Genomic DNA, 20586 nt, shown 5'->3' on the forward strand with positions numbered 1-20586 from the left:
GATGAAAGTGTCCAACGACATTGTAATGACCTATCTCGTCGAGACCGACGGCAGTCTTACCGACCTCGCCACAAAAATCGCAAGCGATCAGTCGACGGGCACGTTCGTCCCATTGCCGGGAGAGACGCCCGAACTAAAGGCACGGGTGGCGGCGAAGGTTCTAGAAATGCGAGAGCTCGCATCAGCGTCCGTCCCGTCGTTCCCTCAGGGCAAGCCAGCCGGCACAGTCTATAAGAGAGCCGAAGTCGATATCGCATTTCCGTTCGAAGCGATCGGTTACGATCTGGCTGCGTTGATGACGATCGTCGTCGGTGGAGTTTATTCGATACGAGGTTTCACCGGGATCCGGGTAGTCGGCATGGCACTGCCTGACGGCTTCACCAGAGCATACCCAGGACCTCAGTTCGGCGTGCGGGGAAGCCGCGCCCTGACCGGCGTTTTCGACAGGCCTCTTATCGGCACGATCATCAAGCCCGCACTGGGTCTGCGACCGCACGAGACAGCCGAAATCGTCAAGGAGCTGATAGAGTCAGGCGTAGACTTCATCAAAGACGATGAGAAGCTCTGCAGCCCGCCCTACTCTTCCGTTAAAGATCGGGTGAAGGCGATCATGCCGCTGATCAAAGATCACGAGCAGAAAACCGGAAAGAAGGTGATGTACGCCTTCAACATCAATCACATCGACCTTGATGAGATGATGCGAAACCACGACATCGTTGCGGCCGAGGGTGGGAACGCGGCAGTCATCAATATCAATTCTATCGGCCAGGGTGCTTTCCTCGCGCTCCGCAAGCGATCGCAGCTCGCCCTGCATGCCCACCGGAACGGTTGGGATATCCTGACGAGACATCCTGGCCTTGGGATGAGCTTCTCGGTCTACCAACAGTTCTGGCGTCTACTTGGTGTCGACCAATTCCAGATAAACGGCATCGCATCTAAGTACTGGGAACCGGATGACTCGTTCGTCGCGTCCTTCCACGATCTCACGGAGACCATGGCGAGCGAACGCGAACAGCCAATGCCGGTTGTCTGCTCAGGACAATGGGGCGGCCAAGCGCCTGAGACCTATGCCCGCACCGGACAAACTCTGGACCACCTTTACCTCTGCGGCGGCGGCGTCGTCAGCCATCCAGGGGGACCTGCCGCGGGTGTGCGAGCCGTTCAGCAGGCTTGGCAGGCGACACGTGAGGGTATCAGTCTGGACGAGTATGCAAAGACACATCGGGAACTGCGGGAAGCTTTGGATAAGTTTGGCGCGCTTGGTGAGTAGGCGCGGTTGAGATCGCTTTTTGTGAAAATCGACTCCAAGCACAGGCCCTCTTCGGAAGGAAGGTTGCAACGCCGTTCCATCCGACCTTGGACAAACTCGGTTTTTGGGCTCGCAGACCTTTTGGCGAATCTGGCACGCGGCCATGCCGTATCAACAAAGTTGCTTAGGTTCGGGTTCGGGAGGAAGGCGAACCTGCCGATGGCTACAGCGGAGGGGCTGCCCCCGACCCGGGCTAAGATAGTTTCTTGGTCCCTTCGATCGAGCTCAAGAAGTGCTTCATGTTGGCGTCAACGCTTGATCGGTTATCCGCACCGACCTGACGGTTGAGGATTGCTTGATACATCTGTTCATGCAGATCGACAGCCCGGCGGCGTCCACTTACGTCGAGTGACTTACGGACCCATGGAGCAACCATAGTCAGCACGAAGTCAGCGATGACGACAATGAGCTTGTTGCCCGTCGCCTCGTAGACGGCCCTATGGAAATCGAGATCGGCTTTGAGCATCTCGTCCAACGAACCGTCTGGCTCCGCAGTGAGCGCCTTCAGACGATCAATGCATTCACGCATTTTCGCCAGATCTTCGTCCGTCCGGCGCAATGCCGCTAGCTCATTACAGTTTCGATCAAATATGTCCCGAAGCTCCATCAGCATCTCGGGCGTAGAGTCCTGCAGGTAGAGCTGAAACATAGCAAGGGGTAAAGCAGGCGCGCTCTGCGACTCGCGCACATAGCTTCCGTGGCCATGTCGGATGTCGATCAAGCCAGCAATCGAAAGCGACTTCATCGCCTCGCGAATCGGTGTTCGGCTGATACCCAGCTGGTCAGCCAAATCTTTCTCATTCGGAAGCTTGTCCCCAGCCTTCAGGCTTCCACTGGCGATTTGACTCGTGATATAGTCCAGAGCGACCTCTACACGCGTCTGAATTTTTTTCGGCGCATCCAAAGCTGTTTCCTCTTCCCAACCACTACCGCCAGCAGCACAACTCAAACGTAATACCTCATACCTATAGATGGTCACTGTCAGAAAGAAAAGCCACCGCTTTCACCTGCCTTAAAGAACGGCTGAACTGCGATGGCCTGATTGACTCGTTGTTTGTGCCAAGAGCACATGGGACTGCGAGTGTTACTTCTCGTCGCCGATCTTCGTCGCCGTTTTGGGATCGAACGGGAACAGCAGTCCAGCGGCAAGGAAGCCACCGTCGACGTTTAAAGTATGTCCGGTAACGTAACGAGCCTCGTCGCTCGCGAGGAATACCGCCGCATCCGCGATTTCGGACGGCTCGCCGTAGCGACGCTGTGGAACCAGCCGATGATACGCGTCACGGGTCTCCAGCGTGTGCATGGTCTTGGAAACTTCGGTCAGGATCGGGCCAGGCGCGATCGCGTTGACGTTGATTCCGTAGTCTGCAAGCTCGACAGCCATGACCTTGTTAAGGAGTTCGACACCTGCCTTGGAAGCGCCATAGGCGGAGCGACCCACCCCGCCCTTCTGGCCGGACAGCGACGCGATGTTGATGATCTTGCCGCTCTTTTTCGCGGCCATTTTCCGGGCAACCGCCTGAGACATCAGGAACGTGCCGGTCAAGTTGATGCGAACAACTCGTTCAAACTCTTCACGTGAACTCTCCAGGAATAGCGTCGTTGCGCCGATACCTGCGTTGTTCACGAGAATATCGATCTTTCCAAAGCTTTCGAGGGCGCTCGAGACTACCTTCTCGACATCCTCATCTGACGAAATGTCGCCCGCCACAGCAATGGCGGAGGGTCCGATCTCCTTGGCTGCGGTGACGGCCGCTGCCTCGTCGCGATCGCAGATCACAACCTGAGCGCCCTCATTCGCGAAGGCGACGGCGATAGCTTGCCCAATGCCGCGAGCGGCACCCGTAACGATGGCGGTCTTTCCTGAAAGTCGCATGATTTCCTCCCAATTTTGAGAACATAAGATCATAGGTATGAGGTATGATCTTGACCCGTTATGGTCTCGCTTCTAATGTGCTGTCAAGAGGCGGCGTCGAGCCGGATCCACTGATGGCCTGTCGGGAGGTAACAAGAATGAGCATGAAGAAGCCCTTGGTGGGCTTTTACGGCGACGATTTCACCGGATCGTCCGAGAACCTGGCGCAGTTCCATAGAAACGGCCTGCGCACGCGTTTGTATCTCAAGGTTCCAGAATTAGAGACGCTACAGAAGGCGGCCGAAACGCTGCATGTGGTTGGCTTCGCCGGCACTGCTAGGGCCCTCGACCCCGTCGCGATGCGGGCCGAGGTCGAGCCCGCGTTCCATGCTTTGAAGGCCCTCGGCTGCAATTTCCTTCAGTTCAAGATTTGCTCGACCTTCGATTCAGCGCCCGCGATCGGGAATTTTGGTCTTGCCGTGGAGCAGTTCACGGCTGGTCAGGCGTATGATCTCGCCGTGCTGGCGGCCACCCCCGATTTCGGTCGCTACACTGCGTTCGGAAACCATTTCGCCCGTTTCGGGAACGACATCTTCCGACTCGATAAACATCCAAGCATGTCGAGCCATCCTAGAACGCCGATGAAGGAAGCCGACCTCAAGGAACACCTAGCAACCCTATGTTCCTTGAAGTTCGCGAACATCCATGTTCCTGAAATCCGCGAGCCCGATGTTCTCAGAGCTCGCGTGTCTGAGCTCTTTGACGCCAAGGTCGGGGCTATCTTCGACGGCGTGGTCAACGAAGACCTCGCATCTGTGGTAGCAGAGCTCTGGGTCCGCAGTCGACAGAACCCGGTGTTCGCACTCGCCGCCCAGGGGCTAGCACAGCTGCTCGGGAAATACCTTGCCGCGGAAATGCCGGCGGGCGCACTCCAGGCGGTACAGACAGAGGTGACCCCCGCCTCCAACCTACTCGTCCTCTCGGGTAGTTGTGCGATTCAGACCGGCAGGCAAATCGATGTGGCGTCTCAGGCCGGATGGGCGACTATCGAACTTGATCCTTCAAAGCTTGTTGACCAACGAGCGATTGAAAGCAGCCTCGAGGTCGTTCTTCCAAAGGTATCCGAGCAACTCTGCAGCGGTCGCCCGACCATTGTGTACACCGCTCGGGGTGACGCCATGGCTCGGGATTCCTTCGAGGATATCCCGGCTGACCAGATCGGCGAAGCGTACGCGCAGCTCATGGTGCGGGCACGACTAGCTACGTCCGTTCCCCGCGTCGTGCTCGCAGGCGGCGACAGTTCGAGCTACACGGTCCGCTCCAGCGGCGCGGAAGCGCTTACCATCAAGGTATTCGACGAAGTTCAGCACGGCCACCTGTGCGAGCTGATCGGCGGGGAGAGTGGTTTGGACGGTCTCGAAATCCTATTGAAGGGCGGACAGATCGGCAGAGACGATTACTTCCTGCGCGTGCTCAACGGCACGAAGCATTGACGTTAGTGGAGGCATCGATGAAAAAGTTCATCCTCGAAGGACGCATCAACGAGTACGCGATGCGCGACCAGAACAGGCATGTACCCTGGACGTCCGACGAGATCGCGGAGACCGCGGCGCGTATTCGTGACGAAGGAGCAGCAATCCTTCACTTCCACGCACGCACGGTGGATGGCAAACCTCTCAACACTTTCGAAGCTTACGAAGAAATCATCACGAAGGTCCGGGCGAAATCGGACATTTTGATCCTGCCTACGCTGGGTTTCATTTCGAACGACTCGGATGCGAAGGCCCGCATCGATACCGTCGTGAAGTTGGCAGGCACACCTGGGTCTAAGCCCGATATCGCGCCGATCGATACGGGAACCGCGAACCTCGAAATTTACGATCGAAACACAAAACAGGTATCGTTCGTGGAACGGGTCTATCAAAACACGACGGACAGCCTCCTTCACTATGCCAGGGAGCTCAAGCGGGTGAACGTGAAGCCGAAGATGGTGTCGTGGTCGGTCGGATTTACCCGGCGAGCCCTGATGCTGATGGAAATGGCTATCATCGACGAGCCGGGCTACATGCTCTTCCATCTGACCGACGGCCAGGTCATCACAGGTCACCCCGCGACCGTCGAAGGCCTCAAGGCGCATCTGGCATTCCTCCCAGCCGACCGCAACATCGAGTGGACCGTCAACGCGCTGGGTGGAAACTTGTTTGCCATGACCGACACCATCGCACGCCTGGGCGGCCATATGGCGATCGGGATAGGCGACTACCCCTATCCTGAGTTATCGCATCCGACGAATGAAGAGTTGATCCGCGAAACGGTCAAGGTCATCGAAGCGACAGGTCGCGAGATGGCAACGCCGGATGACGTCCGCGAGATGCTGCGGCTCTCATGAAACATTGAAGAGGCCAACGAAACGTCGATCTGTGTGACAACGATTGCGCAGATCGGCGTCGTCTCCGAGCTACCTGGCCCTCATTTCGATCAAAACGGGCCATATGCCCTCGCATGCAGTAGCGACGTCAAACTGCGACGCTGTTGCCTCCAATGTAGCGATAGACACTCCTTCGACGGTCGGCCACGCGAGAGTGAGCTTTTTCACCAAGTCGCTGAGCCCCCGCAGCCTCTCCGCAACAGAGACACCCCGCGCCCATTCATAAAGGTAGATTGCGTTGATCAGCTCGACGCCCAACTGGTAAGCACCCTCCGGAATGCGGTCTCGACTCTTGTTTTCAGGCCACTTCCGATTCCCGAGCTTCGCAATTGCGATCATGAGGAATTCAAAATCCTGCCTTCGCTGCCTACGTCCATAGGTCTTTGCGATCACGTCAAGCAACGCGCCACGAGAGACGTCATCTTCCGCTAGCGCAGTAGGCGTTGAATAGGCCTCGAGCCTCTGCATCAGCGCAGCAACTGCTTCCTCGCCTACCTCAGCCAAGTCAATCACCAACGCAACAAGCGAGGTCAACAGTCGCCAGTTCTCGTCGGTCATTTCGGAGGCGATGTTGTGCAGCAGTTTTGAACCATCCCGCGCCGCCAAAGAGTGATTCTTCGACATCCAACCGGCCGAGAGGAACCGATGCACCGGGTCCTGCGCTGGCCAGAAACTCGACGGGCATTCGGGCAGCTGAACAAGGAGGTCGGGCATAGGTACCCAGGACTCCCCGCTACCCTGCCCCACCTTTTCGGCAATCGTATGCGGCAGCTCGGCCCCCACCCGCAAGAGTTCGGCGAAAGCAGCAGCGCGAAGCCGATTTGGCGTCATGGCAAGAAGCGATTGGGCGACCCAGGGCTCCCAGCTCTTCTGATCATCACTTTCCGTAAGCTTGCGTTTCCAACGCCCAGCAATCCAAGACGTGAGATCGTCCAGCGGCATTTGCTCTACATCGAACACGCGAGTGAGTTGGTCGGCGTGTAGCCAGATCAGCAGGAATGCCACGTCCGATTTCACCTCGAGCCACCGGGGATCGCCCAATGCCTGGCGGGCGCTTCCGCCCAGTAATGTGCAAAAGAGCTTTAGGCGGGATTTCGATAGTTGATCCAATAGCTCGAAATCATCCTGGGCCAGACCGCCGTTGTCCGCCTTGGCAATGAGAGCTGCAATGGCGAAGGACCAAGCCATTCTCTGGGGCACGACCTCTTGTCGCATCAAATCCATGATAGCCTTGGCGACGCGATCGGAGATAGCGAACGGAAGGCTACTTAGCCGCTCGACCGCTGCTTCTAATCCGAAACGGTCAAACAGCGCGTCTGTGGCTGCATCGACTGTGGCAGGTCCGTCACCTTCGAACATTGGTGGAAGCCCTAGAAATTCGAGCATCGTTGCGGGGCTTGGCAGTTTGAGATCGTCGAGGTCGAGGGTTCCGCCCTGGTCGATCCTCTGGCGCAGTTGTGAGAGAGTTCGCTCGAAATCCGCGGCGAGAACATCGTGTAGAAGCTCAACCCTTCGTTCAGCGCTCTGTTCCTTCGATATGACGTCTACCTGGTACGCGCTGAACTGCGGCCCGGTCATCCCGGAATTCGTCACCGACTCCAGCAACTTCGCGCGCACTTCTTGTGCCGGATGCAACACGGCAAGCGTCGCGCGGTCGAACGGGTGAACCCCTGAACCGAATTCGATAGATGCCGAGGGCAGTCCGGCCTCATCAAGGATTTTCAAGGTTCCGGGGACCTCATGTTTGTACGAGAGCACGGTCTGTTCAGCACCGCTCCCGTCGACAGCGGCGGTGAATGCGGCGTCGATATCTCGAACAGCAATTTGATGATCGTTTCCGACTTCGAGAAGCATGATGTCCTCTCGTCCGAGGAACTCATCAATGCCGTGATGTCCGGCTATACGGTTTGCGAAATCGCGTGGAAGCAATTCCAGGAAGCGACCAATCACCCTAACCATTTGCGCCCTGAGCACGTCCGCCAGATCGGCATCGATGTCGTCCGGGTCCGCGGTCAATCCCTCGATAAGCCCAGCCAGAAATACGGCAATAAGGTCCTCCATTTCCCGGTCCACGGCGACCATCGGGGCGACGGCGTTTTCCAAGACCCATTTTGCAAAGGGTGCGCGTCTATCCTCGGGAAACTTGTCGCGGCCAAGGTCTGACTGCAAGGTCGAGAACAGTATGTGGGTGACGTTCATCGCCGCGAGATGGCGTCTGGCCAAAGCGTTGTCGGAGGCGGGAGGGGACGGTAGGTAGTCCACTCTCAGGTTAGCCCACACCCAAGCAGATTGCGCTGCGGCGTCTTCGATCGCGATGTCCGGATTTTGCCAGATGCTGATGATGAGACCACTCGACAGCTGGGAAAGCGACAACATTCGGCGGCTCTCCCCGCTAGGTCGCCCTTCGCCATCGATCTCGAGCGTCGGATCGAGGTAGCGGAGATTGACCACATCGCGAGCGACCCAGCGACGCAACGTCTTGAGGTCTTCATTGCCGACGACTCTGCCGTTGACGACGGCCGCAGCTTGCAGAGTGCTCAGGATTTCGTTGAGGTCGAGCGGAAGGAAGGAGTATCCGGCTTCACGTAAGGTTTTCATGGCCAGCGGATAGCTACGGTCATCGAGCTCTCCTGCTTCACGAAGAACCGAAAGGACCTGGCCAAGGTTCACTGCGTTGACCGGGCTACGGGCCGAAATCAGCCGGTCTTCGATCCAAAACAAACTGTCGGCTTCGTCTTCCCTCGGAAAGGTCTCAGTCAAACATCTTACGTGAGCGGGGAAATTGACCGTTCGCGCGTGAGCAGTTTCCGAGAACGCGCCGACGGTTGTCCAGTTCGATGCCAGCCGATCGGAGACGCGTTGCCGCAGATTGCTGATCCGTTTGCCAATAATTTCCTCGGCCTCAGCGATATCGATCTGCACCAGATGGCGGTCGAGTTCGCTTTCCAATACCTGGATCGGAAACGATCGAGCGAGGGGCTCCAGCAAGTCGAGCTTCAAAAGGTCGAAAAGAGCGCTGCCAGCCATCAATATGCCAGTGTATATTCGCGCGGGCTGCCGACGGTCGCGGGCTATTTTCAAAGCGGCCCGCACGTCGTCTAGTTTCCACCGGGTGACGTGACCTCCCCTGTATGCCTGTTCGAGCAGCTGGTTGAGAACGTCGAGGGATTCCCCATCCTCCGGGGTATCCATGAGGACAGCCAGCTCCACGGATGTGTCCGACAAGCTGTCTACAATCTGAACCGCGCTGTTCCCTTCGGCGATAGCCCTGATACCATCGACAATTGGACGCGAAACCTTGCCGAACTGCGCCTCCATATCTATTAGCGCCTGTGGAAGCGAGCGCGGTATCTGGATAGAGAATTGCCTGTCCAGGGCGTCTACTAGGCCCAGACGGTCGGCAAGCAATAGCGCTCCCAGGTCCACCCGCAACTTGGGTCGGTCCTTCATCGACGGTTTCGGACGCTCTGTCGTCGTTGCGTTGAGAAGCATCGGGAAGCTATCGCCCGAGCTCGTCCGGCGAGTGAGGGTATCCCCGAGAAACAACAGAGCGTATTCCTTGGCGTTCCCGAGCGCGACGGACGCAGGCAGCCTTCCGTGTAGCCACTCCAAGACGTTGGTGCGCTGGGCCTCAGCGTGCTTCTTGATATGGTCAAGCACCTGCTCGACGTCGTCAAAACGCGTGACCATGTTCTGTCGCGGATCGCTGAGGACAAGGCGCAGGGTCTTCTCCTGCAGATCATCCAGCCCGAGCTCCGCGGACAACGATAGGAGCGGTCCTGCGAGTTCGGCAGGTATGTCGGACTTGGTGATATCCGTGAGAAGCAATCTCGCCATTTCCGGCGATACTCCTTTCAGCGCGCTGGCAAGCCGCACGGCGTCATGATGTCCCAGACTCCCCGCACGAAGAGCCCGTTCGGTTTCCAGTTTGACTTCTTCCAGCGCTCCGATGTTCACGTAGGCATCGAACAAGCGACTTCTCGCCTGCGGATCATCCCCCTTCTCCACAAGCTGTTTGAGGTCTTTGATTTGGTCGCGGTGGTTCCCTAGAAGCGCTTGAGCTTCAGCGCGCAGTCGAACAAGCTTGTCGGGCAAATCAAGCCCCTTCTGCCCTGTCTGCTCAACGATCGCCAAGCACGATGCAGGATCATCGGTTCGCAATGCCGCATAGGCGGCGATTTCCACGGCCCGCGTCGTGTCGATACGAGAAAGCAGAGAAGCGAGGTCGTTGACGTCCGCGAAAAGCCCGCGAGACATAAGGAATTCCGAGCCGGAGAGGATTGCTTCGACGCTCGACCGCTCCGATGCGAGAAACGTCTTGAGAGGTTTCGCATCGCCAGTCTCGATGACGTGACGGATGCCGGCCGAATAAGATTGATCCGGCGGGCCCGCATTCGCCGCGAATTGTTGACGCCAATCGCTGAAAAAGGCTTGAGCGGACGGAAAATCACCAGCGAACTTATCGATGACCGAGACGGCAGCTGCTGGCGTTGCGAACGCAGATGTCATCATCGCGAGAACGACGACATGGCTCGGGGTCCCAAGCTTTTTACGAAGGACGTCGCCCAATACCTTCTTCACCTTGCCGCGCCGCAAGGGAAGACCGTGATGGAGGCACCATGCCACGACCAAAGGATCCGGCTGATCTCGAGACAGCAGGAAACGCGCGTACACGCGCGCCTCCCGCGTCGTAGCGGGGTTGAGGAGGAGTACCGCCAGTTTCCAGACCTCGACTTCCGCCTTGAGCTCCCCCTCGACGGCAGAAACGAGGCTTTCCAGGTCATTGCGCGCCTGATTCAAGTGTTCGAGCGCACGCGGCCCCGACCGAACAAGGGAAGAACTGAAGGGGCTTGGAGCATTACCGAATGTGGGGAAGACGTCATCGACAAGACTGCAGGCTACGTGAATGGTCGCTCGGGTCAGACGACCAATCGCTGACGACTGTTCTCGAGCCAGGGCCGACGTTGCGAGATTGAGCGCGGCCTCCCGATCGCCTCCTGATAGCACCTTGGCGATCGCCCTCAGGCGAAGCACCTCCACGGAAACGCTGTCACCGAGCAGGCCCGATAGTATTTGGGTCGCCTGTTCGGGCTGCTCGTTCTCGATCATTAGGCCTGCAGCCAGCTCAGTTTCCCGTAAACCCACGGGCTCGCCGAGTAATCGCAGCGCCGCCGGAATACCCTCTGTCGAACGCACATAGAGGACTCTCGCGCTCCTGTCCGGAGCTTCCTCCAGCCTGTCTGCCTCGTCGAGCAAACCCGACGCGCCGACCGGATTTCCCTCGGCGAGGTCGATCACCGCAACAAGCCTCAGTCCTCGAGCGCGAGTCTTTTCATCCAGTGAATTCCATATGGCCGTGTCGGTGCGATAGGTATCCAGCCACTTCCTGACAGGAGCCCTTCTTCCCTGTCGAAGCGCGCCGATGGCATTCTCCAGCTCGTTGGCAATGGAATTGTTGAGTGGACCGATGTAGGTCTGCGCCAATTGGTCCGCGATTGCGGCAAGCGGGATGCCAAGGTTCTTGAGCGAAACCGCAGCGGTTGGCTCCACAGTCGGATTGTTCTGCGGCCCGAGGGCGGAGATTGCCTCGGTCCAGTGCTTGTGAAAATGCCGATCAACTAGAGCAGGCTGGTTGCGCAACAACTCCGTGAGGCGGACCGTATCCCACAGATGGAACTGGATGCCTTTCGAGTTGAGAAAGACCGCAAGCTCTCGCGCTTGATCGTTCATGTCGTCGTCGTTGGCTTCGACGCTGACCGCCAGTATGAAATGCTTGACGTTCTTGTCTTTCCAGTGCCCCTCAAGCTCGTCGATGAACTGTTGTATCCACGGCCGAAACTCCCAAGAGCGTATGCGCTTGTAGCATTTCGCTGAAAGAACGACTTCCGGAAACCCGAGACGGTCGAAACCCTCCACGTCCACGCCGAATTGCATGACGCCAGTTTTGCGCTTGAGGGCGACGCGATTCAGCTCCGGAAAGCCTTCCTTGAGGACATCACGGCAAAGCTCTTCGAATTTCACAGACCCGACCGCTACGATCGGAAGCACGGACTCGCGATGAAGCGAAGGCGGTGGAACCGCCGTCGCAGGCGTCACCGACCACTGTACCACTCTCTTTCCGGAAGACTTATTGCGAGGCATCGAACACCAAATCACTTGCGGCCAGTATCGGACGCCCGACAGCGTTGGGCAACTAGTGCCGCCAGTTACTCACAACTCATGATTGGATGGTGTCGTAATCAGGCAGCGTTTCCCTCTCCTCGGTCAGCGACTTCGTTAAACAGCCTCCAGTCAGATAAACATCTACAGCATGGGTGAGCACCGCTCATCGGGTCGTGCAATTTCCTTCACTTCTTTACCTGTGCTGCATGCTCTATCTTGAGCTCATCAAAAAGCACCCCACGCAACCAGCTTGCAACGAACGCGTCGCGCGAACCTTCCGACGCGGCGATTGCCTTTGGAGTTCCCATGTCCGCCTTCCCAGCATCAACCAGTTCCGGAAGCAAAAGCGTCGCCCTCGCCCAACTCGCTCTGGCGATCGGCGGCCTCATCCTTGGAACGGGCGAATTCACGGCCATGGGTTTGCTTCCCGATATCGCGAATGCGGTCTCGGTGTCCGTTCCCGAAGCTGGCAACTTCATTAGCGCCTACGCGCTCGGCGTCGTCATCGGTTCCCCTCTCCTTGCTGTCGCGACGGCGCGGATGGACCGGCGGAAGCTACTGATGCTCATCACGATCACCATGTTCGCGAGTAACACCGCAACAGCCCTCGCCTCCCAGTATTGGTCGGTCTCGCTGGCCCGCTTCTTCGCAGGTCTGCCGCACGGTGCCTACTATGGTATCGCATCAATCGTTGCCGCCTCGATCGTTCCACGCGAGCTGCGCGCTCAGTCGATCGGCCGGGTGATGCTGGGCCTTGCCGCCGCCAATTTTATCGGCGTCCCGATAGCGACCGCGCTGGGTCAGTTCTTCGGTTGGCGTGCGACATTCATCGCCGTGTCCGCGGGAAGTGCGCTCGTAACCCTACTGATCTGGGTGATGGTGCCGAGTGTCGAAGCCGATCCCGAGACGTCACCGGGTAGAGAGCTAGCGGGCCTCATGCGTCTGCAGGTCTGGCTGACCCTTTGGACGGCCGCCATCGGTTTCGGCGGCATGTTCGCGGTCTACAGCTATATCACGCACGCGATCACCGAGCTGGCACGCCAGCCGGATTCCTACGTCCCCGCGTACTTGGCTTTCTGGGGCCTCGGCATGGTTCTCGGGAGCCAAATCGGAAGCTGGTTTATCGACAAGTGGCAGAGCGGCACGATCGTGGTCCTCCTGATCTGGAACATCACATTTCTCGGTCTGTTCGCCTTTACGGCTTCTAGCCCGATAGCCTCGGCCACAACCCTGTTCTTCATCGGCATTGGCTTTGGTCTCGTCCCGGCGCTGCAGGCGCGCCTGATGGACGTCGCGCCGAAAGCGCAGTCGCTGGCTGCCGCAATGAACCATTCGGCCTTCAATCTGTCGAACGCGATCGGAGCCTGGACAGGAGGTCTCGCCATCGCCGCCGGCTACGGATGGGCATCGACAGGCCTGGTCGGTGCCGGGTTGGCGCTGCTTGGGCTCCTCGTGTTCGTCGCAGCCCTCATCTTCGAGAACCTTTGCAATCATTCATGACGCGTTGCGTCGCCTATACGGGAGTAAACAATGACAAAGAGAATGGAAAACGTACTCGCCGTTGGTCGGGTAGCCGTGATCACAGGAGCCGCCAAGGGTATCGGTGAAGCGTTGGCACGCGCATTGGCGAAGCGCGGAATGGAACTCGCACTGTTCGACAGCGACCGCGAAGCGCTCGAGCGACTCGCCCAATCGCTGGGTAAGAAACCGCTATTCGTCGTCGGTGACGTCACGAACACCTCCGACCTGTGCAGGCTACGAGACGAGACGGTGGATCGGTTCGGCGACATCGCGCTGCTCGTTAACAACGCGGGCATCTCGGCAGGTGCTGGCCCCTGGGGTGAACCGGAAGCCTGGAAGCGTCAGCTCGATGTGAACTTCGGCGGCATTCTGTCGGCCCAACACCTGTTCATTCCCAATCTGCTGGCATCGGATCGCCCGTCCGCGATTGTGAACCTCGGCTCCAAGGAAGGCATCACCACTCCCCCTGGCAACGCTGCCTACTCGGTGGCCAAGGCGGCGGTAAAGGTGCTGACTGAGCAGCTGTCGCACGAACTGTTGAAGGAAACGAGTGGTCGCGTCTCGGCTCACCTCCTCGTCCCCGGCTACACCTGGACGCCCATGAACGCGGCGCATAAGCCTGACGGATCGGCGAAGCCGGACGAAGCATGGACCTCGGCCGAACTCGTGGACTACTTCCTGAAGCGTCTACTCAACGACGACTTCTACATCATCTGCCCAGACAACACTGTGACCAGCGCCACGGATGCGAAGCGGATACAATGGTCCGCAAACGACATGATCGAGAACCGCCCAGCGCTGTCGCGGTGGCATCCGGACTGGAAGGATCGGTTCGCGGAGTGGATGCGGGGCTGAATATCAGCTCAAGCCAGATGAATCGAATGCAGGGGACCCGGCTCAGCGCCGGGTCTTTTCGTATCTGAGTTGACGGGGGAGATTTTGGAGGGCAACTCTCTATGTGAGGATTCATAACAATTTGAGGAAACCGCCTGATGGCGTCACAGCCCCGAGCCGCTCGATCTGTCCAGAAGGATGCCGATAACGTCATCGTATCGACACAGGAGAAGGTCAGCCAGGCAGAGCGCGCCTATATCGAGCTCAAACGGCTTATCCTCGACAATGAGCTGCCAGCGGGGTCACATCTTCTTGAAGCAGAGGCAAGCGAGCGCCTTGGCATGAGCCGCACGCCAACCCGCGAAGCGATGCTACGTCTGCAGACCGAAGGACTGGTCGAAATACGCTCCCGTCACGGAATGCGTGTGTTGCCGCTTTCTTCGAGGGACGTCCGCGAGATGTACGAGGTTCTCACGGGCCTCGAGTCCATCGCCGCCTACGAGGTGGCAAAGAGGGGCGTGTCCGAAGCGGAGATGAAGAGTCTTCGGGCCGCCATCGATGCCATGGACTCCGCCCTCGCCGCGGACGACCTTGCAGCGTGGGCGAAAGCCGACGAGCGGTTCCATGCTCAATTGGTTTCCCTAAGCGAAAACCAGAGGCTGATCGCCGTGGTAAACCAATTCGTCGAACAGGCCCACCGCGCTCGAATGCTTACGCTCAAACTCAGGCCAAAGCCTCTGCAGTCGAACCGCGATCACGAAGCGCTAATCGACGCCCTTGTTCAAAAGGACGCTGAGAGGGCCAGGCAAATCCATCACGACCACCGGGAGCGTGCGAAGAAGACTATTGTCGAACTGCTCGAGCGTCTGGGGTTCTGACCCCGACCTGGGTACCTTCTTTCCTTGTCCAATTCGTAGACAAGTCCTTATTTGCCCGAGAAAGTCTGGTGGCTAGCAGAAGTAAACGTCTCTTTGGTTCAAAACCGATAGCGTCGTTTCGATCGATTTGAGTTCCGATAACATTCCTTATCGGAACTTAGGCAAGAGTCATCGTCGGCAGGCCGTCCGGCCTTCCGACGTCTGGTGATCAGTTCCACGGCTGCCGTTGGAAGCATCGGACAACCTGGAGCTAGGAACCGCCGTCAGCAACCACAGACCCACCGCTCTCCTCCGGCGAGGGGACTAACTCATCAAGAAAGTATTTCGCATCGTCTAGCGACTTATCGTTTGGAACGTCAGGGTCAACAGCCTCTACAACTTGGCGCACGTTTGCATCGTCAATCCGAAGGTGCTCCTCAAACGCCGCCTGATAGCGATGATAACTCTCCGGCCAATCGCTCCCCCAAGCCTCTTTTCCCTCGCCCAAACATGGGAGGTCGATGTTGGCCACCTCCATGAACGTTTCTAGGAAGTCACATAAAGAGTGAGCCTGAACGTTGGCGTCTCCGGTTAAAGCCGCTTCGCGGCTTTTGAGCTTTGATTTGATTTCGCTGCGTTCAGTGTCTACGGGAATCACAGGATAAGGCGCACCGTCGACGACGCCCTTCAAAGCTTCGCGTCCATGATAACCAAAAGCGTGTGGGAATTTCTTCTTGGCAGAGGCCCGCGCAAGCACGTAGCCTAGCTGTACCGAGGCAACAAAGCGATCTTCCGATGCATTTTTCGCGATCCGGAAACCGGTATCTATCCCTTTTCCGAGAAAATCGAACCTGCTCGGCGCATCGTCAGCTGCTCGTTCAAATTCCTCTGTGTTTTCACTCGGCATTTCCACCGCGGCATATTGGCCGGTTGTTGTGTCAGAGGTAACCGCGATACTTATATTCGGTGCGGGAAATGCTGCCAACCAGCCCGCGCCCTTGAGCCGTAGAGGCTTATCGTCAGCTTCCAGTCGCTTCGAGTACAGCTCCAACGCCTTGAGAAATGCAGACACCGATGTGGCCGCGTGCTCGACGCTGTTCACACGGCTGCAGAAAATAATCTCGTCTCCGATAGTCTTCCAAACCCGAGGCCGGTTGCGTGCTTCGTCAAGCAACTCCTCTCCCAGCGCTTTCACCACCAATTCGTACGCAGTCGCGACCGCGATCGGAAAATCCTTATAGAAAGTACGAAACTCGTCGACCCATGCGGGCGACGGGCTGCCGTTTTGGGGCTCGGAATGCTTCTTGCTCGCTTTGAATGCGGTCGACCCGACCAAGTCGACTGACATGAAAAGGCGCATCCGGTAGTCTGGGCACTTCGCCAATTCTTAAAGACCCAAAGTGCTTGCGCGAACTTCCGCGGCGCTCTGACTAACCCCAAACCTTCTTGCAAGCTCAACAGCACTATCACCTGCCGCATGGTAGTGACGGAAAGGCTCGGCGGGCATCACAAATGCTGCAGCGAACCAGTTCGCCTCCCACTCCGCACGTCTCTGCACTTGGTCCGCTTGATCAACTTTGCGCGTCGCAACCATCGGTACCCCGGGATGGTCGCGCTTCACCTTGGGAAAGTGTAAGAACAAGTGTCCAAGTTCGTGTGCGATAGTAAAGCGATCACGCTCGGCCGTGGTCACGGTCGGCAGGAAAATTTGAAACTCTCCATTTGGCTGCACGATGATCGACTCGGGGAACTCGTCGCCAGGCTGCACTTCTTCATGAAACGAAATCCGGCCACCCAAACGCGATACGAACGCTCGCATATTCTCGCCAATCTCGTACTTTACATGTTTGGCAACATCTTCCGCAAAGTTGTAAACGGCTGCTTTGCTCGCCCCAAGGGGGCTGGGTTTCATGAAAGTCACACCATCCTCCTTTAATTTCGATTCGCCAGAAAGACACTATACGCACGAGACACGCTCAGTGCCACAACGGTTTCACTCCATCATCGCCCCCGGCTTAGAATATAGTTATAGGGATTCCGCCTTGCAACGTCACCGCTCTCCTGCTCGAAGATGATAGGCAACTGCCGTCGGCATCCGCAGCAGACAGAAACGGCCCCGGAGTTCCCGCCGGGGCCGCGCTTGTCGAAATTACGCCTTCGCCTCGCGCGGCAGATCAACGTAGCCATTGATGTTGACACCGAGTTCCAGGTGCGAGATGAGATGCACCAGGAAGTACTGCTGATGCACTACAACCGCATCGGTCTTGCCCTGCTTGGACTGCTCGAACAACGTCACAGCAAGAGCCGTGAGCGGAACGAGCACCTCCTCTTCGTCATGGAGGAAGATGTTGGCGGCCTCACCCGCCGTGATCCCCGTGAGCGGCATCATGGGAAATACGTGCGCCGCGTCCTCCGGCTTCAGCGACAAGAAAGGCTTGATATCGCCGTCGATCATGTCGCCGAAGTAGAAGCTGCCGTTCTTCATCGCGAACGCCGGAACGTGGTAACGTTCGTTGGGACTTGCGACGGCCATGACCTGCAAGTCAGCGATGAACGCGCAAGCGATCTTCTTCGCTTTCTCCAACGACTTAGTGGCATCGGCGAAGATAGCCTGCACATGGGGTTTGCCGTAGTCGGCTTCCATCAAGCGGAGGATATCGAACGCCGACACGTTGCGGCACTTGCGATTCATTTTGGAGGCGGAGGCAGTCATCTTGGCCATGCCAAGTCCTTTCACCCGGGATCGGTGCGATGACCCGGGCAATGAGCTTACAGGGTCGCACCTATAAGCTCGAAAGGATGATCAGCCATGTTTGACTCCTTTTTTGTTTCGACTGCAGCGTCTTAAGCGGCAGGTCATAATGTCCTGCTAAAACAGATGGTTACCTTAGTGTGTTGGGTTCCTAGCAGAGTTTAGCAAACGAGGGGCGATTTGTCGGTTGCGGCCGGTCATCAGAACCTGTGCCGTCAACTGAAACAGAGGACGATCCATGTTGAGGGCAATTGCAGACGCGATAGCGAAACTCTTTAGGGCGAGCGTAGGTGCGCTGAGGTGGACTGAAAATCTCGTATTCTCGCCGTTTCGGGCGCTGTTCGGTGCCGGCGGGGCACTGCCGTGGCCGGAGTTTGCACCGAACAAAACGAGCAACGAGCTGCTTGAAGAGTATGAAGCAAACCGACAGGCACAGGCCGCGCTTCTACGTTCTGACCGCGACGGCATCGAGTCGGTAATGAAGTACGCTGCAGGCAACGCAACTGCTCGCGCTACGATGGACTTGTCAGCAATTCGATCTGACGCTCGCGTTACCCTTTTGACAATGGATGACCACGAACTCAAAGCCCTTGCCGCGGCCGGTACCGCAAAGGTTCGCAGATGGATCGAAGGTAAAGATCACGGAATCTTCGGCGTTCCGGCGGTCACGCCCGCGAAAGCGGTCGAAACGCCTCCCGCTTCATCGCGGCCACCGAAACGCATGTCGCCCGGGGAGCAGACGGCATGGCGAATTCACGCCCGCCTGGGAAAGCCTGACCATTCCAAGGACTTCAAGCTTGCCTAACATAAGCCCGCCAATTGGGGGGCTATTTTCATTCCTCGTTCTCGAGGTATCTTAGCAAAACGCGGATCATGTCCGGTCTTTCGACGATGATGTCGATGCCGAACTCCTCGACGAGCCGCCACCATTCTTCATCGGTGATATCAGGGGCATTCACGAGCGACGACCTTTCAACGCGTTGATCACTTGCTGACGCTGGTTGCATGCGGCGCGGAGGCGGCTGTTTTCCGCTTCAAGTTCAGCGAGCATCGTCATTGCCACGCGCGCAAGGCCTTCCATGTTGTTGGCATGGTTGCTCGCGGCCGAGAGCACGTCATCGTAGCGCTGCTCATATCGAGCGCGTGCGCCAGCAGCGATCGCGTCGCCGATGGCATTGGCAAATCCGACACCGGCGGCGGCGAGGAACATCATCCCGGCCGCATTGCCAAGTGCTGCGTTATGCGCCGGGGAACCAAAGTTCGACATGTCGTAGCCTCCATTTCGTTCGAAGGGCATAGATGCCGGGCCCGGTTCCTTCCGGCAAGCCACCCCGTGAAATATAGCGATCGACGCGTTAATGGAGCGAAAACTGGTCGGAGTGGAGTGATTCGAACACTCGCCCCCCACGTCCCGAACGTTGTGCCTCAGCTTCGGCTCAGTCTGCCCGAGACACCGCAAACCCAACCAGAGCTCGCAGAGATTGGGAATTCATCTTGCGGGATTCGAGCTTGACGCCTCCCCACCAGTTCGGGCCAGCAGAACTTCAATAATCGACGAACGCTGTGACGGGGCTCATCGCACCCATACCTTATCCACAGCAATCCACAGGCGGCCGACCAAAGCCAAAACATCTGACCGTGACCATGTTGGTGACCAGGAAAAGTGACCAAATTGTTTCTGAAGTGATCATGCCTCTGATAGGCAACTAATTGGTATATCAGAGGAAAAAATGGTGGGTGATGTAGGGCTCGAACCTACGACCCGCTGATTAAGAGTCAGCTGCTCTACCAACTGAGCTAATCACCCGTACCGCTTGCTGGCGGCGTGACCGGGCATATAAATAGGATCGGTTTGATTGTCCAGCGGCCAGACGAATTTTCTTTGTTTTTTTGTCAAAAAAATTTCAGAGGCAGCCGAAAACTCAATAAAATCAAAGCTCAAGAATTCCTGACGCAACGCGCACCGCCTGGCCGCCGATGCGAGCATTGGCGATCAGGCCACCATTGATATCGAGGTGAAGATGAATCAGCGACGGCCGTCCCATCTCGATGCCCTGCTCTATGACAACAGGATGATGCCCATCCGGCAAAGCATCGAACTGATTGATCGCACCGGACAGCGCCGCCACCGCGGCTCCCGTCGCCGGATCCTCGACGATACCCATTCCCACAGGGAACATGCGCGCGTGGAATTTGGCAACGTGATTGACGCCACCACGACAATAAATGAAAGCCGAGGCAAGCGCGCCATCGACGAAAGGCACCGTCTTTTCCCAGAGCTGCAAATCGAATTCCAGCCTTTCCGCCGCGCCAACATCATGCACCGGCACCAGAAGGAACGGCACACCGGCACTCCAGATGGAAGGAACATGGTTTTCGAAGCCGATCTCGGTGATTTTCAGGCTGAGCGCATTGGCTATATCGGCTCTGTCGAGCGGCAGAAGGATCTCCTGCGACTTTTTCGGCAGATCGAATTCCGCAAAGCTCGCCTTGTTCTGTCTCAGCTTGATGGCGCAGCGCACCGGCCCGACGCGCTCGTCGAGAACGGAAACGAGATCGAGATCTCCGCCATGATTGGCATGGGCCTTCTCCGCCAAGGCGATCGCTGTGCCGACGGTCGGATGCCCGGCAAAAGGTAGTTCGCGACCGGGCGTGAATATCCGCAGGTTCGCCGTATGGGCAGGATTTTGCGGCGGCAGCACGAATACGGTCTCGGAAAGGTTCATCTCCCTGGCGATCGCCTGCATCGCTTCGTCGCTCAACCCCTCGGCATCGAAGATGATCGCGAGTGGATTGCCCGCCAGTTTGCTGTCGGTGAACACATCATAGACACTGTAGCTGCGTGCCAATCTGACCTCCATCCGTATT

The 20586-nt window shown here is 57.6% G+C and carries 17 protein-coding genes and 2 tRNA genes; 7 read left to right on the top strand and 12 right to left on the bottom strand.

Annotated elements, in window-relative coordinates:
* Window position 1 precedes the first annotated feature (1 nt).
* Window positions 2-1270 carry a 3-oxo-isoapionate-4-phosphate decarboxylase OiaX gene (oiaX, locus tag AC13RM_RS09070; protein ID WP_488554856.1) on the top strand — a complete coding sequence of 423 codons (1269 nt, stop codon included), beginning with the start codon at window positions 2-4 and terminating at the stop codon, window positions 1268-1270.
* Window positions 1271-1502: 232 nt separating this feature from the next.
* On the opposite strand, the gene AC13RM_RS09075 is transcribed toward oiaX, so the two are convergent.
* Together AC13RM_RS09075 and AC13RM_RS09080 are read right to left on the bottom strand one after the other, a co-directional pair.
* Window positions 1503-2213, bottom strand: coding sequence for a FadR/GntR family transcriptional regulator (locus AC13RM_RS09075; protein WP_374814824.1), 711 nt, complete (start codon window positions 2211-2213; stop codon window positions 1503-1505).
* Window positions 2214-2393: 180 nt separating this feature from the next.
* Complete coding sequence (locus AC13RM_RS09080) at window positions 2394-3185, bottom strand: SDR family NAD(P)-dependent oxidoreductase (protein ID WP_488554857.1); 792 nt, start codon at window positions 3183-3185, stop codon at window positions 2394-2396.
* A gap of 137 nt (window positions 3186-3322) precedes the next feature.
* On the opposite strand from AC13RM_RS09080, the gene AC13RM_RS09085 reads away from it, so the two are divergent.
* Together AC13RM_RS09085 and AC13RM_RS09090 are read left to right on the top strand one after the other, a co-directional pair.
* Window positions 3323-4657 carry a four-carbon acid sugar kinase family protein gene (locus AC13RM_RS09085; RefSeq protein WP_488554858.1) on the top strand — a complete coding sequence of 445 codons (1335 nt, stop codon included), beginning with the start codon at window positions 3323-3325 and terminating at the stop codon, window positions 4655-4657.
* Between the two features lie 17 nt (window positions 4658-4674).
* Window positions 4675-5553, top strand: coding sequence for a beta-keto acid cleavage family enzyme (locus AC13RM_RS09090; RefSeq protein ID WP_488554859.1), 879 nt, complete (start codon window positions 4675-4677; stop codon window positions 5551-5553).
* 69 nt (window positions 5554-5622) lie between these two features.
* On the opposite strand, the gene AC13RM_RS09095 is transcribed toward AC13RM_RS09090, so the two are convergent.
* On the bottom strand, window positions 5623-11703 hold the full coding sequence (locus tag AC13RM_RS09095; protein WP_488554860.1) for a hypothetical protein: 6081 nt from the start codon (window positions 11701-11703) through the stop codon (window positions 5623-5625).
* 236 nt (window positions 11704-11939) lie between these two features.
* A complete protein-coding gene (locus AC13RM_RS09100; RefSeq protein WP_374814837.1) occupies window positions 11940-12062 on the bottom strand; it encodes a hypothetical protein in 123 nt (40 codons plus the stop codon).
* On the opposite strand from AC13RM_RS09100, the gene AC13RM_RS09105 reads away from it, so the two are divergent.
* The 3 genes from AC13RM_RS09105 (at window position 12061) to AC13RM_RS09115 (ending at window position 14987) form a co-directional block, all read left to right on the top strand.
* The gene (locus tag AC13RM_RS09105; protein ID WP_374814838.1) at window positions 12061-13254 is read left to right on the top strand and encodes an MFS transporter; all 1194 of its coding nucleotides are present in this window, start codon (window positions 12061-12063) and stop codon (window positions 13252-13254) included. The genes AC13RM_RS09100 and AC13RM_RS09105 overlap by 2 nt on opposite strands.
* 30 nt (window positions 13255-13284) lie before the next feature.
* Window positions 13285-14130 (top strand): SDR family oxidoreductase, encoded by an 846-nt coding sequence (locus AC13RM_RS09110; protein ID WP_374814841.1) that lies wholly within the window; start codon window positions 13285-13287, stop codon window positions 14128-14130.
* Between the two features lie 137 nt (window positions 14131-14267).
* A complete protein-coding gene (locus AC13RM_RS09115; RefSeq protein ID WP_374814844.1) occupies window positions 14268-14987 on the top strand; it encodes a GntR family transcriptional regulator in 720 nt (239 codons plus the stop codon).
* A 250-nt stretch (window positions 14988-15237) separates the two neighbouring features.
* Here the strand turns inward: AC13RM_RS09115 and AC13RM_RS09120 are convergent, their stop codons facing one another.
* The 3 genes from AC13RM_RS09120 to AC13RM_RS09130 form a co-directional block, all read right to left on the bottom strand.
* Window positions 15238-16314, bottom strand: coding sequence for a hypothetical protein (locus tag AC13RM_RS09120; RefSeq protein ID WP_488554861.1), 1077 nt, complete (start codon window positions 16312-16314; stop codon window positions 15238-15240).
* A 39-nt stretch (window positions 16315-16353) separates the two neighbouring features.
* A complete protein-coding gene (locus tag AC13RM_RS09125) occupies window positions 16354-16878 on the bottom strand; it encodes an ImmA/IrrE family metallo-endopeptidase (protein ID WP_374815601.1) in 525 nt (174 codons plus the stop codon).
* 237 nt (window positions 16879-17115) lie between these two features.
* On the bottom strand, window positions 17116-17688 hold the full coding sequence (locus AC13RM_RS09130) for a hypothetical protein (RefSeq protein WP_488554862.1): 573 nt from the start codon (window positions 17686-17688) through the stop codon (window positions 17116-17118).
* A 268-nt stretch (window positions 17689-17956) separates the two neighbouring features.
* Between AC13RM_RS09130 and AC13RM_RS09135 the strand changes: the two genes are divergently transcribed.
* Window positions 17957-18523 (top strand): hypothetical protein, encoded by a 567-nt coding sequence (locus tag AC13RM_RS09135; RefSeq protein WP_488554863.1) that lies wholly within the window; start codon window positions 17957-17959, stop codon window positions 18521-18523.
* 28 nt (window positions 18524-18551) lie between these two features.
* Here the strand turns inward: AC13RM_RS09135 and AC13RM_RS09140 are convergent, their stop codons facing one another.
* The 5 genes from AC13RM_RS09140 to AC13RM_RS09160 all read right to left on the bottom strand — a co-directional run bounded on the left by AC13RM_RS09140 (window position 18552) and on the right by AC13RM_RS09160 (window position 20567).
* A complete protein-coding gene (locus tag AC13RM_RS09140; protein ID WP_488554864.1) occupies window positions 18552-18677 on the bottom strand; it encodes a hypothetical protein in 126 nt (41 codons plus the stop codon).
* Complete coding sequence (locus tag AC13RM_RS09145; RefSeq protein WP_488554865.1) at window positions 18674-18985, bottom strand: hypothetical protein; 312 nt, start codon at window positions 18983-18985, stop codon at window positions 18674-18676. The genes AC13RM_RS09140 and AC13RM_RS09145 overlap by 4 nt, the downstream gene beginning before the upstream one ends.
* A 104-nt stretch (window positions 18986-19089) precedes the next feature.
* Window positions 19090-19162, bottom strand: a tRNA-Pro gene (locus tag AC13RM_RS09150).
* A gap of 287 nt (window positions 19163-19449) precedes the next feature.
* A tRNA-Lys gene (locus AC13RM_RS09155) sits at window positions 19450-19525 on the bottom strand.
* 124 nt (window positions 19526-19649) lie between these two features.
* Entirely contained in the window at window positions 19650-20567 is a 918-nt protein-coding gene (locus AC13RM_RS09160) for a PhzF family phenazine biosynthesis protein (RefSeq protein WP_285171554.1), read from the bottom strand.
* Window positions 20568-20586 lie beyond the last annotated feature (19 nt).

This window comes from Martinezella sp. CNPSo 3732 (assembly GCF_057784515.1).

Excerpts from the sequence above, each read along its gene's own strand:
- AC13RM_RS09105 (WP_374814838.1), top strand. The coding sequence starts at position 12,061 with ATGTCCGCCTTCCCAGCATCAACCAGTTCCGGAAGCAAAAGCGTCGCC.
- AC13RM_RS09080 (WP_488554857.1), bottom strand. The coding sequence starts at position 3,185 with ATGCGACTTTCAGGAAAGACCGCCATCGTTACGGGTGCCGCTCGCGGC.
- oiaX (WP_488554856.1), top strand. The coding sequence starts at position 2 with ATGAAAGTGTCCAACGACATTGTAATGACCTATCTCGTCGAGACCGAC.
- AC13RM_RS09090 (WP_488554859.1), top strand. The coding sequence starts at position 4,675 with ATGAAAAAGTTCATCCTCGAAGGACGCATCAACGAGTACGCGATGCGC.
- AC13RM_RS09085 (WP_488554858.1), top strand. The coding sequence starts at position 3,323 with ATGAGCATGAAGAAGCCCTTGGTGGGCTTTTACGGCGACGATTTCACC.
- AC13RM_RS09145 (WP_488554865.1), bottom strand. The coding sequence starts at position 18,985 with ATGTCGAACTTTGGTTCCCCGGCGCATAACGCAGCACTTGGCAATGCG.
- AC13RM_RS09135 (WP_488554863.1), top strand. The coding sequence starts at position 17,957 with ATGTTGAGGGCAATTGCAGACGCGATAGCGAAACTCTTTAGGGCGAGC.
- AC13RM_RS09110 (WP_374814841.1), top strand. The coding sequence starts at position 13,285 with ATGACAAAGAGAATGGAAAACGTACTCGCCGTTGGTCGGGTAGCCGTG.
- AC13RM_RS09100 (WP_374814837.1), bottom strand. The coding sequence starts at position 12,062 with ATGGGAACTCCAAAGGCAATCGCCGCGTCGGAAGGTTCGCGCGACGCG.
- AC13RM_RS09125 (WP_374815601.1), bottom strand. The coding sequence starts at position 16,878 with ATGAAACCCAGCCCCCTTGGGGCGAGCAAAGCAGCCGTTTACAACTTT.
- AC13RM_RS09130 (WP_488554862.1), bottom strand. The coding sequence starts at position 17,688 with ATGGCCAAGATGACTGCCTCCGCCTCCAAAATGAATCGCAAGTGCCGC.
- AC13RM_RS09115 (WP_374814844.1), top strand. The coding sequence starts at position 14,268 with ATGGCGTCACAGCCCCGAGCCGCTCGATCTGTCCAGAAGGATGCCGAT.
- AC13RM_RS09120 (WP_488554861.1), bottom strand. The coding sequence starts at position 16,314 with ATGTCAGTCGACTTGGTCGGGTCGACCGCATTCAAAGCGAGCAAGAAG.